The organism is Levilactobacillus acidifarinae DSM 19394 = JCM 15949 (assembly GCF_001434835.1).
Classification (GTDB): domain Bacteria; phylum Bacillota; class Bacilli; order Lactobacillales; family Lactobacillaceae; genus Levilactobacillus; species Levilactobacillus acidifarinae.
Genome location: NZ_AZDV01000026.1, coordinates 557,051 through 570,729 on the forward strand (window position 1 = coordinate 557,051; position 13,679 = coordinate 570,729).

General features: G+C 52.6%; 15 protein-coding genes and 1 tRNA gene. 7 read left to right on the plus strand and 9 right to left on the minus strand.

Annotated elements, in window-relative coordinates; genetic code table 11:
- Positions 1 to 7 precede the first annotated feature (7 nt).
- Positions 8 to 523 (plus strand): GNAT family N-acetyltransferase, encoded by a 516-nt coding sequence (locus FD25_RS10395; RefSeq protein WP_057803968.1) that lies wholly within the window; start codon positions 8 to 10, stop codon positions 521 to 523.
- Here FD25_RS10395 and FD25_RS10400 read toward each other — a convergent pair.
- Together FD25_RS10400 and gnd are read right to left on the minus strand one after the other, a co-directional pair.
- Positions 520 to 1,068 carry a GNAT family N-acetyltransferase gene (locus FD25_RS10400; RefSeq protein ID WP_057803970.1) on the minus strand — a complete coding sequence of 183 codons (549 nt, stop codon included), beginning with the start codon at positions 1,066 to 1,068 and terminating at the stop codon, positions 520 to 522. The two genes, FD25_RS10395 and FD25_RS10400, sit on opposite strands and share 4 nt — an antisense overlap.
- Before the next feature lie 120 nt (positions 1,069 to 1,188).
- The gene (gene gnd, locus FD25_RS10405; RefSeq protein WP_057803972.1) at positions 1,189 to 2,091 is read right to left on the minus strand and encodes a phosphogluconate dehydrogenase (NAD(+)-dependent, decarboxylating); all 903 of its coding nucleotides are present in this window, start codon (positions 2,089 to 2,091) and stop codon (positions 1,189 to 1,191) included.
- 228 nt (positions 2,092 to 2,319) lie between these two features.
- On the opposite strand from gnd, the gene FD25_RS10410 reads away from it, so the two are divergent.
- Entirely contained in the window at positions 2,320 to 2,988 is a 669-nt protein-coding gene (locus FD25_RS10410; RefSeq protein WP_057803974.1) for a histidine phosphatase family protein, read from the plus strand.
- Between the two features lie 69 nt (positions 2,989 to 3,057).
- On the opposite strand, the gene FD25_RS10415 is transcribed toward FD25_RS10410, so the two are convergent.
- Positions 3,058 to 3,762, minus strand: coding sequence for an MIP/aquaporin family protein (locus FD25_RS10415; RefSeq protein WP_057804333.1), 705 nt, complete (start codon positions 3,760 to 3,762; stop codon positions 3,058 to 3,060).
- A gap of 230 nt (positions 3,763 to 3,992) precedes the next feature.
- Entirely contained in the window at positions 3,993 to 5,090 is a 1,098-nt protein-coding gene (locus FD25_RS10420) for a DNA alkylation repair protein (RefSeq protein WP_057803977.1), read from the minus strand.
- A gap of 284 nt (positions 5,091 to 5,374) precedes the next feature.
- Here FD25_RS10420 and FD25_RS10425 point away from each other — a divergent pair, with 284 nt between their 5' ends.
- The 3 genes from FD25_RS10425 (at position 5,375) to FD25_RS10435 (ending at position 6,803) form a co-directional block, all read left to right on the plus strand.
- The gene (locus FD25_RS10425) at positions 5,375 to 5,932 is read left to right on the plus strand and encodes a hypothetical protein (RefSeq protein ID WP_057803979.1); all 558 of its coding nucleotides are present in this window, start codon (positions 5,375 to 5,377) and stop codon (positions 5,930 to 5,932) included.
- Between the two features lie 387 nt (positions 5,933 to 6,319).
- Positions 6,320 to 6,661 carry a TIR domain-containing protein gene (locus FD25_RS10430; protein ID WP_225428507.1) on the plus strand — a complete coding sequence of 114 codons (342 nt, stop codon included), beginning with the start codon at positions 6,320 to 6,322 and terminating at the stop codon, positions 6,659 to 6,661.
- A 54-nt stretch (positions 6,662 to 6,715) separates the two neighbouring features.
- A tRNA-Ser gene (locus FD25_RS10435) sits at positions 6,716 to 6,803 on the plus strand.
- A gap of 175 nt (positions 6,804 to 6,978) precedes the next feature.
- On the opposite strand, the gene FD25_RS10440 is transcribed toward FD25_RS10435, so the two are convergent.
- From FD25_RS10440 to rnz, 5 genes are all read right to left on the minus strand, one after another.
- A complete protein-coding gene (locus FD25_RS10440) occupies positions 6,979 to 8,055 on the minus strand; it encodes a YdcF family protein (RefSeq protein ID WP_057803983.1) in 1,077 nt (358 codons plus the stop codon).
- A gap of 129 nt (positions 8,056 to 8,184) precedes the next feature.
- Positions 8,185 to 8,703 (minus strand): adenine phosphoribosyltransferase, encoded by a 519-nt coding sequence (locus FD25_RS10445; RefSeq protein ID WP_057803985.1) that lies wholly within the window; start codon positions 8,701 to 8,703, stop codon positions 8,185 to 8,187.
- 16 nt (positions 8,704 to 8,719) lie between these two features.
- On the minus strand, positions 8,720 to 11,041 hold the full coding sequence (recJ, locus tag FD25_RS10450) for a single-stranded-DNA-specific exonuclease RecJ (protein ID WP_057803987.1): 2,322 nt from the start codon (positions 11,039 to 11,041) through the stop codon (positions 8,720 to 8,722).
- A gap of 68 nt (positions 11,042 to 11,109) precedes the next feature.
- Positions 11,110 to 11,496 carry a LapA family protein gene (locus FD25_RS10455; RefSeq protein ID WP_057803988.1) on the minus strand — a complete coding sequence of 129 codons (387 nt, stop codon included), beginning with the start codon at positions 11,494 to 11,496 and terminating at the stop codon, positions 11,110 to 11,112.
- Positions 11,493 to 12,443, minus strand: coding sequence for a ribonuclease Z (gene rnz, locus FD25_RS10460; RefSeq protein ID WP_057803991.1), 951 nt, complete (start codon positions 12,441 to 12,443; stop codon positions 11,493 to 11,495). The genes FD25_RS10455 and rnz overlap by 4 nt, the downstream gene beginning before the upstream one ends.
- Before the next feature lie 160 nt (positions 12,444 to 12,603).
- Between rnz and FD25_RS10465 the strand changes: the two genes are divergently transcribed.
- Complete coding sequence (locus FD25_RS10465) at positions 12,604 to 12,876, plus strand: hypothetical protein (protein WP_057803993.1); 273 nt, start codon at positions 12,604 to 12,606, stop codon at positions 12,874 to 12,876.
- 13 nt (positions 12,877 to 12,889) lie between these two features.
- On the plus strand, positions 12,890 to 13,657 hold the full coding sequence (locus tag FD25_RS10470) for a hypothetical protein (RefSeq protein WP_057803996.1): 768 nt from the start codon (positions 12,890 to 12,892) through the stop codon (positions 13,655 to 13,657).
- Positions 13,658 to 13,679 lie beyond the last annotated feature (22 nt).

Below are 13,679 nucleotides of genomic sequence, written 5' to 3' on the forward strand. Positions count from 1 at the left end.
TTAATTAATGACCGTTCAAATTAAGCCTTGCACCCTATCCGATTTATCAGCCCTTCAAGCCGTGAGCCGCGAAACCTTCACCGCCACGTTTGGCGCTCAAAATACGCCCGCCGACTTAGCGACCTACCTCGACACGGCCTACGCGGCGACCCAACTAACCCAGGAGCTGGAAAATCCCGCGTCGTCCTTCTACTTTATCTTGAAGGATCAAATCGTGGCCGGCTACTTAAAACTTAACACGGACGCTGCCCAAACGGAGGCCATGGGGCCGCACGCCCTAGAGATTGAGCGCATCTACCTGCGGCCAGCCTTCCAAAAACAAGGACTAGGCCGCCACCTCTTTCAGATTGCCCTCGACCAGGCTCAACGCCAACGCAAAACCCAAATTTGGCTTGGGGTGTGGGAACATAACCTCAACGCTCAGGGCTTCTACCACCAGCTCGGGTTTCACCAAATCGGTCAACACACCTTCACGTTAGGGAGCGACCCACAAACCGACTTGATTTACGCCAAATCTCTCTAGCCTAAGCGCCACTCCTCACGCAGTAACCCGTACTGGTAGTCGTCGTGATACCCGTCGGCTAAGCGCTCATTTTGGCGTAACCGGCCCTCGGGTTGAAAACCGGCACGCCGGGCGACCGCGTTACTGGCTAAATTATCCACGGCCGCGCGAATGATAACCTTATTCAGGTCATAGTCTCGAAACGCCAAGTCGCACATCCCCCGAACCGCCTGAGTCATGATGCCCTGTCCCCGAAAGGATGCCCCCAACCAGTACCCAATATCGGTACTGTGGTTCGCGGAATCAAACCGGTTACAGCTGATCATGCCCACCGGTTGCTGCGGCAACCACACCACCAAATTCAGGGACGTCCCCTGCCCTAGATGCTGATTGACTACCCGTAAAAAGGCCGTCTCATCGGCGACCGTGTGGGTAGTCGCCACCCAGGGTAAGTACCGGCCTAAAGTTTCTCGATCCTGGTCAATCAGCGCGAACAACGCCGGTGCGTCCTTTACGGGCCGCGGCATGGCCAAGGCAATCTCCGGTGTGACCTGGTAAGTTAACATTGCTTTAATCCCCTTCGCTTTCAAGTTATACTCAGCATACCATACGAAAACGCGCTCAACGGTTAATTACCCGTTAAGCGCGTTTTTAATTAAACGAATTTAGTTTAAACACTTGTCGCGTTAGGCCTTGTCGACCGCGTGGCCCCCAAAACCGTTCCGTAAGGCGGAAACGACTTTCCCCGTAAAGGTGTCGTCTTCCATCGAACGGTAACGCATCATCAAGGAAAGGGCGATAACTGGCGTTGGCACTTGTTGGTCCAGAGATTCTTGTAAAGTCCACTTACCTTCACCAGAACTGTGCATCGTCCCCCGGATGTCATCCAACTTTGCATCCTTGGAGAAGGCTTCTTGAGCCAGTTCCATGAGCCATGACCGCACAACGGAACCAGAGTTCCACAGACGGGCAACGGCTTCGTTGTCGTAGTTGAATTGGCTGTGTTCCAGCACGTCGAATCCTTCACCGATGGCTTCCATCATCCCGTATTCGATCCCGTTGTGGACCATCTTCAGGTAGTGACCGGAACCAGCGGCACCCGTGTAAAGGTACCCGTTTTCTTGAGCGATTCCTTCAAAGACGGGCTTCAAAGCGGCATCGAAAGCTTCTTGAGAAGTCCCACCGATCATGAAGTTTCCATCGTGCCGGGCACCGGATTGGCCACCGGAAGTCCCACAGTCGAAGAAGTTGATGCCCTTGGCTTCGGCCTTTTCGGCGTCTTCCACGGAGTTCTTCCAGAAGGAGTTCCCCCCGTCAACGATGTAGTCACCCTTGGCTAAGGTATCCGTTAACGTGGCGATCGTGCTTTCAGTTGGCTTGCCGGCTGGCAACATCAACCAAACGATCTTAGGTGATGGTAACTTGCTCAACAGGTCTTCCAAAGACGTTGCGGCTTCGGCACCCAGCTTGGCAGCTTGGTCGACGAAGTCTTGGTTTAAGTCAAATCCAACAACTTCTTGGTCGTGATCCATCATGTTTTGGGCTAAGTTTAACCCCATTTTCCCTAATCCAACTAATCCAATTTTCATTGTTAAATTCCCTTCCTTGGTGAAAAGTCCTAATGCCTTTATCAAACAAACATTATTATATGAAAAAGTTTTACACTTTTCAAGCCTAAAAACTGAAAAAAAGTTACATTCCTAATTTAATGACCGAATTAGCACGATTTAGAGCGGTTTACTGGCCAGCCCCATTCAAAAATAACCGGGCGACCGGTATACTATGAGTAACCACAATCGCTGAGGAGGAATTTTTACATGAAAACACTTACCGTTGACCTGGTACGCCACGGCCAAACGCTCTTTAACATTCTCGACCGCTTACAAGGCTGGTCCGATTCCCCGTTGAGTGCCGCGGGACTGCAAACGGCCGATGAAACCGGCCAGCGGCTAAAAACCGTACACTACGATCATTACTATTCGTCCGATCTCAAACGGGCCATCGATACCGCCCACCACGTAATCGTACCCAACCAGTATAGCCAGGCGGAACCCACCCAACTGAAAGACGTGCGCGAAGTCTACTTCGGCTCGTTTGAAGGGGCCGATAATACCGCTTCTTGGTTGACGGCCGCGAAGCCGCTGGGCTTTAAGACCCAGGCCGAAATTATTGCCCACGGATCTTTTTCCCAAGCCCGTGACGCAATGCACGCCGCCGATCCGTTGCACCTTTCCGAAGACGGCCAGACGTTTGAAACCCGGGTCAACCGGGGACTGCGCACGTTACTGGACCAAAACCAAGATGGGCAACGACTCCTCGTTGTCACCCACGGGACCTATATTCGGTCCCTGGTGCTCCGTTTTGGGGCCCAATTTGACCCGCTGACCGTCTTCCCGGGCAACGGTAGCGTCACCACCCTGACCCTGCAAACGGCCGATAACGCCGCCGGATTTCACGCCGAAGTCACCGCCTACAATCAACTTTAATCCGACAATATGTAGAAAACGTCTCGTCACCGTAAAGTTTCGGTAACGAGACGTTTTTTAATGATGACATTATTTCAATAAGGCCTGTAACCCAGCGGCCAACAAGCCACCCACTAATGGGCCACACATCGGTACCCAGGCGTACGCCCATTCGGCGCTCCCCCGATTCGGGACCGGCAAGATGGTGTAAGCCAACCGGGGACCCCAGTCTCGGGCCGGGTTAATCGCAAAGCCGGTGGTGGTCCCTAACCCCATCCCAATCACGGCGATCAAGGTCCCCACGATGAAGGGTTTCATCCCCTGGGTAAAGTCTCCCAGATTAAGCAGGATGAAGATAAACGCCCAAGTGGCGATGGTTTCGGACAGAAAATTAAACACTGGATTGGCAATCGCCGGTCGGGTCGCGAAAATCCCCACGGAATTCCCGTTTTTCGCCGAAGTCGCCTGGAAGTGCGGTCGGAATTGGATGATGACCAAGGCCGCACCCACGAAGGCCCCCAGAAACTGTCCTAATAAGTACGGCAACACTTGGTCCCACGGGAAGAAACCAAACGCGGCAAACCCGATGGTCACGGCCGGATTCAAATGACCATCCGACCCCAAGCTCCCAGCGACGTAAACCCCCATGGTGACGGCTAACCCCCAGGCTAACGAGATAAAGGTCCAATCGCTACCGGTCCCGTAGGTCTTTTTCAGGTTCACGCTGGCGCATGACCCCGTTCCCAAAGCAATTAAAATCAACGTTCCAAAAAACTCACCAATAAACCCACTCACAGTTACCCACATCCCTAATTTTTTCGTTGGTTTATAAACTCCTTGGTAAGTTTATCATAATTTCAATCTAAAAAGACGGCCCCGGCAAAAAATATTCCCCCGCTAACGTTAATTACACCGTGGATGGAACCGCTACCGAAAACGTGCGGAAACGTTCCCGAAATATCTAATTAAGTCGGCCAGGTTGCGACCACCGGTACCGGTTCCTCAGTCCCAACTAACGAACTGGCTTAATTCGAATCGCCCACCGCCAATTGCACGTGTGCGGTCGCCACCACCCGGGTATTGACGAGCAACTCGATCACGTGATCCCCCGAATAGAGTTTCCGAGTGGTTAACTGGCGCCACGGGCGGGTCAACTGGCCCCATACCGTTTCTCCGGGCTGAATCGTTGTTCGTTTAAGATAGAAGTCTTTCGTGGTCGGGGCTTGCCGCTGACGCACGTAGTGGACCCGGTACCCCAGGTAGACGGAAAGTGGCTGTTCGGTGTCCGCCGTCACCGCATATTGTAGCGTCGTCGCCGTTCCTAAACCAGCGGCCTGATGGACCGGCGTCAACGAACAGGCCGTCAGGTGATCAGCGGCCGTCAGCGCATACCCTTGCAGGGCTAAGGCGGTGGGATTTCCCTGCTTAAACAGGGTGCGTAACCCCCGGGTCAGGATCCAAGTCGTCTGCGGGGTTCGATCCCAGTAGGTCTGTGCCCAGTCGATGACGGCCTGCGGATGATCCTTACTGATATCGTTAAGGTTATTCGCCACGGACTTTTGCACGTACTCACTTTCGTCGGTCATGAGCACCCGCAAAACGGGCCAGATTGGCGTGGGATCGGTCACGTACTGGGCCAACCGACTCCCCCACGGCAACCGCGGTCGTAGCCCCTCACTGGCGAGCCGCCGCACCGCCGCATCCCGGTCATGGGCCCAGCGGAGCATCTGCGCCTCGGTGGCCTGGGGGTAGCGCACCAGAAACGGTCGGATGGCGAATTCACTGCTGGAGTAACGAATCAATTCTTCCAACAAAGACATCGCCGTCGACCAATGAGCTAGTCCGTACCGGGCCACATAATGTGGCAAACAAACGGCCGCTAAGCCCGTAAATTGCGGCGCAATCGCCCGCAAAATCGGGGCGGCCTGTTCAAAATCAGCCGGCAATTGCCGGTGCAGACTGGTCACAATGCGCTCCCGCCGTTCCATCAATTTTAGTTCTGACCAGTCACCAGCCAAACAGTCGCTCAGTAGCTGGTCGGGATGAACCGCAGGAAACTCCCGTTGAACCGCGGCTCCCAAACGTTGAATAAACGTTGGTGAATAAAGCTCTTTTAGTTCCATAAACGCCTCCATCAAGACTAGATTTAGAATTAGTTTACCGCATCCTCGCCCAATAGTTTAATAATCAAGCTAGTTGGCCTGAAGTGGCTCAGTGGCCCCAATTGACTCCCATCCCTGAAAGCCAAATTCGCAAAAATCGTCGGCTAAATCCACCAGCTTTTGGATGCGCGCCCCTTTAATTTTCGCCGATCCCATGGTTTAATGGAGCTAATTATTCCGGTTTTAATTCCGGAGGTCCACACCCGACGACCTAAAAAGCTGACATTTTAACGGGGGGAATCTTCATGACATCATCTAAATTGTTGACGGTGGCCTTAGCGACGCTGTCGGCCGGTCTGGTTTTCGCGGCACCACAACAAGCGTCCGCGGCCAAGGTGCACAAAGCGAACTACCGCGTAGCCAAGTACGCCGGCTTTACCAAGAGCTACCGGACGGGATACCTGACTAACCGTCAGTGGAATTATTCTTTTTATAAATTAAACCAGGCCCTCAACAAGCCCAGCAAGACGGTTGCTTTTAAAATCAAAAATAGTTTAACGCCCGTAAAGGTCAAGAAGACCGGCGTCAACGCGGACCACGAAACGGCTTTTGCGGTCAAATACCAAAAGAAAGTCGCCACGGAGGAATATTGGCGGTCCTACAGCACCCTTTACCCGTACAACTCCTCTAAGCTCGATGCCACGACCGTGACGTCCCAAACGACACCGTACTCCGGTAAAGCCGTCTTACCCCACGGCACCAAGACCAACCAATTAAAGGTCTGGATGACCATCAAACACGGTAATAAGACGGTTTTCTACAAGCACGTCAAGAATGGCTGGAAATACAGTGGGACCATGTAACCTAGTGAAAATAGAGTTTCTTTGGGAAATCATTCTCAGAGAAACTCTATTTTTATTAAGAAATAACTATTAAGGTTCTCGGCGTGATAACCAGTAACTATACAGGGCAATCCCTAGGGCGACCAGCGCCAAAATGATGAGTAGTAACCGCATGTTGGAACACCAGCTTTCTTAGATTTAGTGTATCAAATTCACGACGCTTCGGGGTAATCTCTTTAAATTAGCTTAAGCGTATTATCTTAATAAGAAAAATACGCGGGTGTTACACGATTGACTTATTAAGCGCGTATACTAAACTATAATTAAACGAGACGAAGGGACGACCATCCGGTGAGCAAAATAATTGTGAATTATCAGGAAACTGACCCGTTAGCCCATTCTTTTCGTGTGCAACTAAGTGATTGGTCGGCGGCTAGCTGGGATTTTCCCGCACTCAGTTTTCACGACCAACAACCGGCAGTAGCTTTTGATAGCCGGCAGGCACGCCCCGTTAAACGACAACTTCGCCGTGAAATTAAAGCCACTCAGGGCGTTTTAGTGGTGATTAGTCGTGAAACCTGGCAGTCCGAATGGGTTAATTGGGAAATTAATACAGTGGTTCAGCAGGACAAACAACTTTTAGCCGTTAAATTAGATGCGACCAGCATCACACCGCTGGCTTTATTTGAAGCGGATCCGCTGTGGATTAATTCGTTTGATCCCCACGCGTTGGCCCAAGGATCGATTTAATTTTCAAACAGGCCTTGCATTTATATTCATTATTGGTAGAATAGATTAAGTAATGGAGAGTTGGCAGAGTGGTAATGCACCGGACTCGAAATCCGGCGAACCGGCTAATACCGGCGCGCAGGTTCAAATCCTGTACTCTCCTTAATAAAAACACTCAAATCAATTGATTTGAGTGTTTTTTTGTGGACTCATACATAGCCACACAAAAAGACCACTCCCCCGCGGATGGTAGAGTGGTCTCGTCTTCTGGATTCTTCTATCCTAGCAGTAACCCTGATCAGACACAATTAATTTGTCGGGTAGGCTCAGTGAACTATCTAAGCCCCTAAAGTTGGTAACCAAACGAGTAACCCGCTTAAGATCACCATCAGCACCAACGCCAACGCGTGCCACTTGCGGTTACGCACGAAAATGGCGATGTATTCGCGCAGAACCGCGTTTGGTAAGAAGAAACCCGCCGTACGTGAGCCAATTCCGTCGGCCGCTAGTCCTACCTGCCGGGCAATCATCCCCGCCCGAAAGGTATGATAATTATTAGTAACAAAGATCACTCGTGGCCGAGCTATTCCACTCGCCTGAATGATGGCCTGACTAAATTTTAAGTTCTCAAACGTGCTGGTTGACCGTTTCTCCGCAACGCCCGCCGTAGCGGGTAACCCCTGAGTCAACGCATAGGCCAGCATGGCTTGGCCTTCCGGGACCGTTTCGTCGGCACCCTGGCCCCCCGAAAAAATCATTTTAACCGGGTGTCCTGTCTTCGCCTGTTGCTTTCGGTAAAAGACCAAGCCCCGATCAATTCGTTGCTGCAACAATGGTGACACCTGATCGCCGTCTAAGAGCCCGGCCCCCAAGACAATGATAAAGTCTTGCCGCCACCGCGGGTGATTAAATTGGTACACCACCAACATGGTCAGGTAATTGTAGAACCAAAACGCCACGTAAAAGATTCCCAAATTAACCAGAACCACCAGAAACTCATCAACCAACGCTGGTAAAAACCGCCCCGCCACCTGATTGACCCAAGGCAGTAGTAGGATGGCTAACCCCAACCATAGCGTCAACATGTTGGCCAGGGTGTGCTGCTCCCGTCGCCAGACCAACCATGCATTCCACAAGAGTAGGAAGGCTTGCAATAGGAAGGCCAAGCCAACCGCCATCAGAAATATCACGAATAGTCCCACGCTGACAATAATCAAAATCCGGTTTTCCGTTCCCAAAATCGTCATGGCTAACACCGCTAAAAAACTATACAGGGTCGCCGAGAACCATAACCCGTTACTTAACCGGCACTTATCCCGTTGATAACGCCAAGTAAAAATCAGGCCCAACCCGATGGGCACCGCCCAAAGCCAATACCAAACCGTGGGAATGGCCGCTACGTATTGTTGTGACATTCGTTTCTCCTCCTAATGATTTCCACTATTGAGAATAGCATAAATCTCGCTAATTGACGGGTTAGACCCCTTCTCCCGTTCAAAAAACCCGTCCCCCGGTTTTCCGGGGAACGGGCTACTGATTTAAACTTAATAATTCATCAAACTGAAGACGTCGTAGCCCTTCAATTGATCACGACCGTGTAAGGCGTCTAATTCGATCAAGAAGGCCGTGCCGACCACGACTCCGCCCAAGTCCTCGACCAACTTAATGGTGGCGCCAATCGTGCCCCCAGTGGCCAATAAATCGTCGGTCACCAAGACCCGTTGTCCGGGCTTGATAGCATCCTTGTGCAGGTACAGCGACGACGTGCCGTATTCCAGGTCATAGCTGGCCTTCACGGTCGCCCGTGGCAGCTTACCTTCCTTCCGTGCCGGGGCAAAACCCACGCCTAATTCATAAGCGACCGGGCACCCCACGATAAAGCCCCGGGCTTCGGGGCCCACAATCATTTCAACGCCCTTATCTTTAGCGTACTGAACGATTTGATCAGTTGCCGCGTGGAACGCCTCACCGTCCGCCATTAATGGGGAGATGTCGCGGAAGACAACGCCCTTTTCTGGGTAATCAGGAACACTTGCAATGTATTTGGTAAAATCAATGGCCATGTTAAAATTAACTCCTTTATTTTAGGTCGATGAGGCTCTGGAGACGCTGCGTTAACGCCGAATCCGAACAAAGTAAGAGGTCTTGTTCGGTCTGCATCTGCTGCTGTCGTAACTGATAACTCGGGGCACTCGTCAAATCCTGATGTCCCGGTTGCGTGACCGCATCCATGATGCCGTGAGCAATCGAAATGAACCCGCATTCGAAGAAGACCTGGATCATAAAGACCAGTTGGGTGCGGGGGATTTGAATAAACGTGCTGAGTTGCGCCAATTGATGACCCACGTCGACGTGTTGGTGTGTTGCAACGAACTTAAATAGTTTAGCATATTGTGGGCGAGAAGGCATCCCTAAACGCGAAAGACTTTCCTTCTCGTAGAGATAGGCCGTCAACCGGGTAGGTTTAAGTTGCGTCATCGCCGCCGTCAAATCGGTCGTCAAGTCGGGACAATCAACCAGGTAAACCGGCTGATCGTCCGCGATTGGCGTCAAGGGTTGCCCCGTGTAAAGTACCGCCGTAGCCGTAGCGGGCAAATGATCGGCCAACTGCTGATACACATTTTGATGAAAGAACACGTAGGTTCCCGGCGTCGTGAACATCGCCTGGTGAAGTCGTGTGGTTCGAGCGACTACCACGGCTGGTTCTTGAGTTTGTAAGTCCTTCACCATAACCTGTAAGGAATGTCGGCCCTGCCAGACGTTATCTTCCAACGTCCCCAACACGGCCACCCGTTGGGCCTGTTCTAAAGCCGCCACGTTAGCGCCCGCACCGAACTGAATAGCATTCAACCGGCTACTACCCGTCTGCAACTGAAACTTCAGGTGATCGTGCGTCTTGCCAATGGCCTTCACCTGCGTGACGCTTTCCGGTTCGAAAGCAAAAACGGGTTGCGGATTGTCCGTCCCAAACGGGGCCAACTGAGCCAGATCGTGATACAACGCCATCGTGGCAGCGGGCACCGCCAACGTCGCCGCCACGGTCACATCGCTGGGGCCTTGATCGGCCAAGTGTTGCTCGACTGCAGCGGCGTCTAAAGCGTCCGCTAACGCCGGTAACTGATCGGCTGGCACCGTGAGTCCCACCGCCATGTGGTGGCCCCCAAAGGCCGTCATGAGATCGCGGTGTTGGTCGAGCGCTCCGAAGAGGTTAAAGGCCTCGACACTACGGCCAGAGCCCTTAGCCCGGCCCTCATCGTTAATGTTTAACACCAGCGTCGGTTTCCCGGTCTGTTCAACCACCTTACTGGCGACAATGCCCAAGACCCCCTCGTGCCAGTCATGGCCACTAATAACTAGTGCCTGACGAGTCTGGTGTTGGGCATCGGTGGCTTGGGCCAACGCCGCCGTACTAATTTTAGCCACCAGTTCCTGCCGCCGCCGATTCTCCTGTTCGGTCTGTTGGGCCAACTCCTGTGCAACGGTCTCATCCAACGTCGTTAACAACTTGACGGCCGGAGCCGCATCGCCTAACCGTCCCAGGGCGTTCAAACGGGGGGCCAGGCCAAATCCAATCGATTGTTCGGTCAACTCATCCGGCTGAATCCCCGCCGTTTTCATCAACGCCCGCAAACCGGGACGTTCGTCTTGTTTGAGCAACGCCAACCCGAAATACACCAGCACCCGGTTCTCGTCAACCACGGGCACTAAATCCGCCACGGTCCCAATCGCCGCTAAATCCAATAGGTCCTGAGGAATTTCTTCGCGTAAGGCCTGAGCCACCTTAAAGGCCACCCCGGCGCCGGAAAGACCACCAAACGGGTACTCCGCGCCGGGATACCGCGGGTGAATGATGGCGTAAGCGGCGGGCAATTCCTGCGGCAAGTCGTGGTGGTCGGTCACCACCACATCCACCCCCGCTTCGTTGGCGGCCGCGATGGCGGCATTTCCCGCAACCCCGTTATCGACCGTTACGAATAGCTGCGTTCCCGCCGCAATCAGTTTTTGAAACGCCGCGACGTTGGGCCCGTAACCGTCGGTAAACCGGTTGGGAATGTAGTAGTTGACCTTAGCTCCCAGTTCGTTTAAGGTTTCGTACATGATCGACGTACTGGTCACGCCATCGGCATCGTAATCCCCGTAAATGGTGATCTGTTGGTCCGCCGCAATTGCGTCCTCGATTCGGTCGACGCCTTTTTGCATATCGTGCAGTAAGAAGGCGTCGTGCAGCTGTTCCGGTCCCGGATTTAAGAAGGCCTGGACGGCTTCAACCGTGTCCACTCCCCGATTCTGTAGAATCTGCGCGACGATGGGCGAGACCTGAGCTTCCTTGGCCAAAGTCTGTGCCGTGGCGGACGGTTGGTCCACGTGCTGGTTGTTCCAATGATATTGGGCCGCAATCATTCCACTGTCATCCTTTCTAAAAGACATGAAGAGTGGTGACCACGCACCACTCTTCGTTATTTTCCTGCTTATTTAGCTGCGAGTTTTGCCTGGAGGTCCTTCACCTGGGCCTCGAGGTCTTGAATCTGCTTATCTTGTTGCCCGACCGTTTGCTTCCCGGAATTCTTTAACCGTTTTTGCAAGCGCTGGTTGTCGTCGTCTAAGGCCTTGATGCGTTGCTGACTGCTCTTCTCCAGTTCCTTATACGCCCGATTGTGTTGAAACGTCGTGATCGTCGAAAACAGAATCACCAGCACCGCCCCAATCAGGATGGAAACGAGTAATAAAAGAATTAACGGCCAGTGGACCGTGGTGAACCCGAACGAAACGGGCACCGATTCCACGTTGAGGATTGCAAAGACCGCTACCACGATGACCAACAAAATGGTCACGATAATCCGCCACTGATTCTTCAAACCTTGGTCGCCTCCGTTTTTTTCTGAAACGCTACCGGAATCTCATCAAAATCCTTGACCACCCGGGTGTTCGCGAAGACTTCCCGAGCTTGGTGCTGTAACTCCGCGGCTAGTTTCCCCGTGTAACGCGCCGAAATATGGTTCAATAACAACATCTTCACGTGAGCCCGTTTGGCTAACTCCGCCGCTTGAATATTTGTGGAATGGTAGTAGGCCCGCGCGAGTTTTCCTTCGCCCTTCGCAAAGGTGCTTTCGTGCACCAAGACGTTGGCGTTACGCGCCAGCTTCTCGGCGTTTGGCGTCTGCCGCGTATCACCCAAAATTGCCACGATTCTGCCCGGTTGCGCGGGTCCCAGATAATCTTGGCCGTTGATCACCCGACCATCGGCTAAGGTCACAGTCTTCCCGGCCTTCAGCTGACCGTAAAGGGGACCGGATGGTACCTGATCGGCCCGCAAGCGGTCCACCATTAGTTCTCCCGGATGGTCCTTTTCGACCACTCGGTACCCGTAACACGCGATGCGGTGATCCAAATGAGCCGCAAAGACCTGGAACTTATTGTCTTCAAAAACTAAGCCGTCGCCATTGATCTCTTGGTAATGGATCTTATACGCTAACTTAGTTTCGGTGACCCGCATGCTAACTTCCACGAAGTCCCGAATTCCCTTGGGGCCATAGATGGTTAGCGGCGAGTTGCCGCCCTGAAACGACCGACTACTTAACAGTCCCGGCAACCCAAAAATGTGATCGCCGTGGAGGTGCGTAATAAAAATTTTATCAATTTTACGGGGTTTTAGCGTGGTCCGCAAGATTTGATGCTGCGTCGCTTCCCCCACGTCAAACAACCAGACCGAATTTCGTTCATCCAGCAGGCGTAATGCCGTACTCGTGACATTCCGAAACTTTCCGGGTGATCCAGCACCCGTTCCTAAAAATTCAATTTCCATATTTTTTTCGTTCCTATCTAATTGTTTTAAAGTCCGTTCACTATTTTAGGGGATTTTAGGGTAAATCGCAACTTTTGTCTTCGCCTTGACGCCGAGAATAAGATTAGGGTTCTCCCCTTAAATTCGGTATAATTAGGGTATTCAAGAGGAGGTGGGACCCGTGCGTTTAATTGATTTTGACCGGTCAACCAGTGATCTAGCGCCCCAACTACGACTCTACGTGGAAGGCACGCCAAATCAAGCGCTGCAAGACTTACGCGTGCAAGGCGACCGGCTCGACCTCATCACGGGAGCGGGGCGGCCGTTGACCCTAGATCAATTTCGGGCACGCACCCAACAGGTCAGCCCTACCGCGAGTCTCTTCTTAGCGGGACCGCCGCCGCAACGGCTTTACGGTTACCGACTAATTCCCCAATGTCTATTATTGGGTTAAAGGAGTGCTTACCATGCGTTTATCACCAACCGCCCTATTGATGGGCCTGGGTCTCAGTTGTTTATTGGTTGGCCTCAGTGGCTGCCAACCCAAAGCGCAACAAAGTAGTACCAGTTTTAAAAATGCCAGCTCGTCTAGTCACCGCTACCAAGCTAAAAAACCTGCGGCCGCGGTGAGCCAATCCTCATCTCAAAAATTTAAACAAGATTTTCACCCCACGAAGGCCCAGACCAAGAGCCACCATTACGTAAAATCGGGCGCGCTCACCCAAACGGGCCAGTACACTTACGATAGCGTGGGGACGAAATTAACCTTGGCGCAGGTCCAACACCCGCAAACCACCCTTAAAAGTGGTCCCTTTACTTACCGACTGACCACGGTTCGCTTGATACGCAACGTCGCTGAAACGGCTGACGCTAAGAAAATGGCGGCTCAGGCGTTGAATCTGAATACCGTTAAGAGCCCCTACTACACGCTACAAGTTAAGTTTACCATTATCAATCACCGTCACCAGGATTTAACGACTGACGGCATCAAGGGAATTCGGTTAGGCACCCAGACCGATGCGCCCTTACTCACCGCGGCCACACAACTCAGTGACGCCAGTGCCGGTAAGACCGTGCCGGCCAATAGTCGCCTCAACACCTACGCCACCGGTCTGGCCAGTCAGGGGACCGCGCCCACCTTTAAGCGGATCAAGATTGCCTTTGCCGGTGCCTACACCGCTACCCAAAAACAAGTCGTGGCGCCCAGCGCTTGGCTCACCACTAAAATCGAATAGTCTCTAGCAATCAAAATGCGCG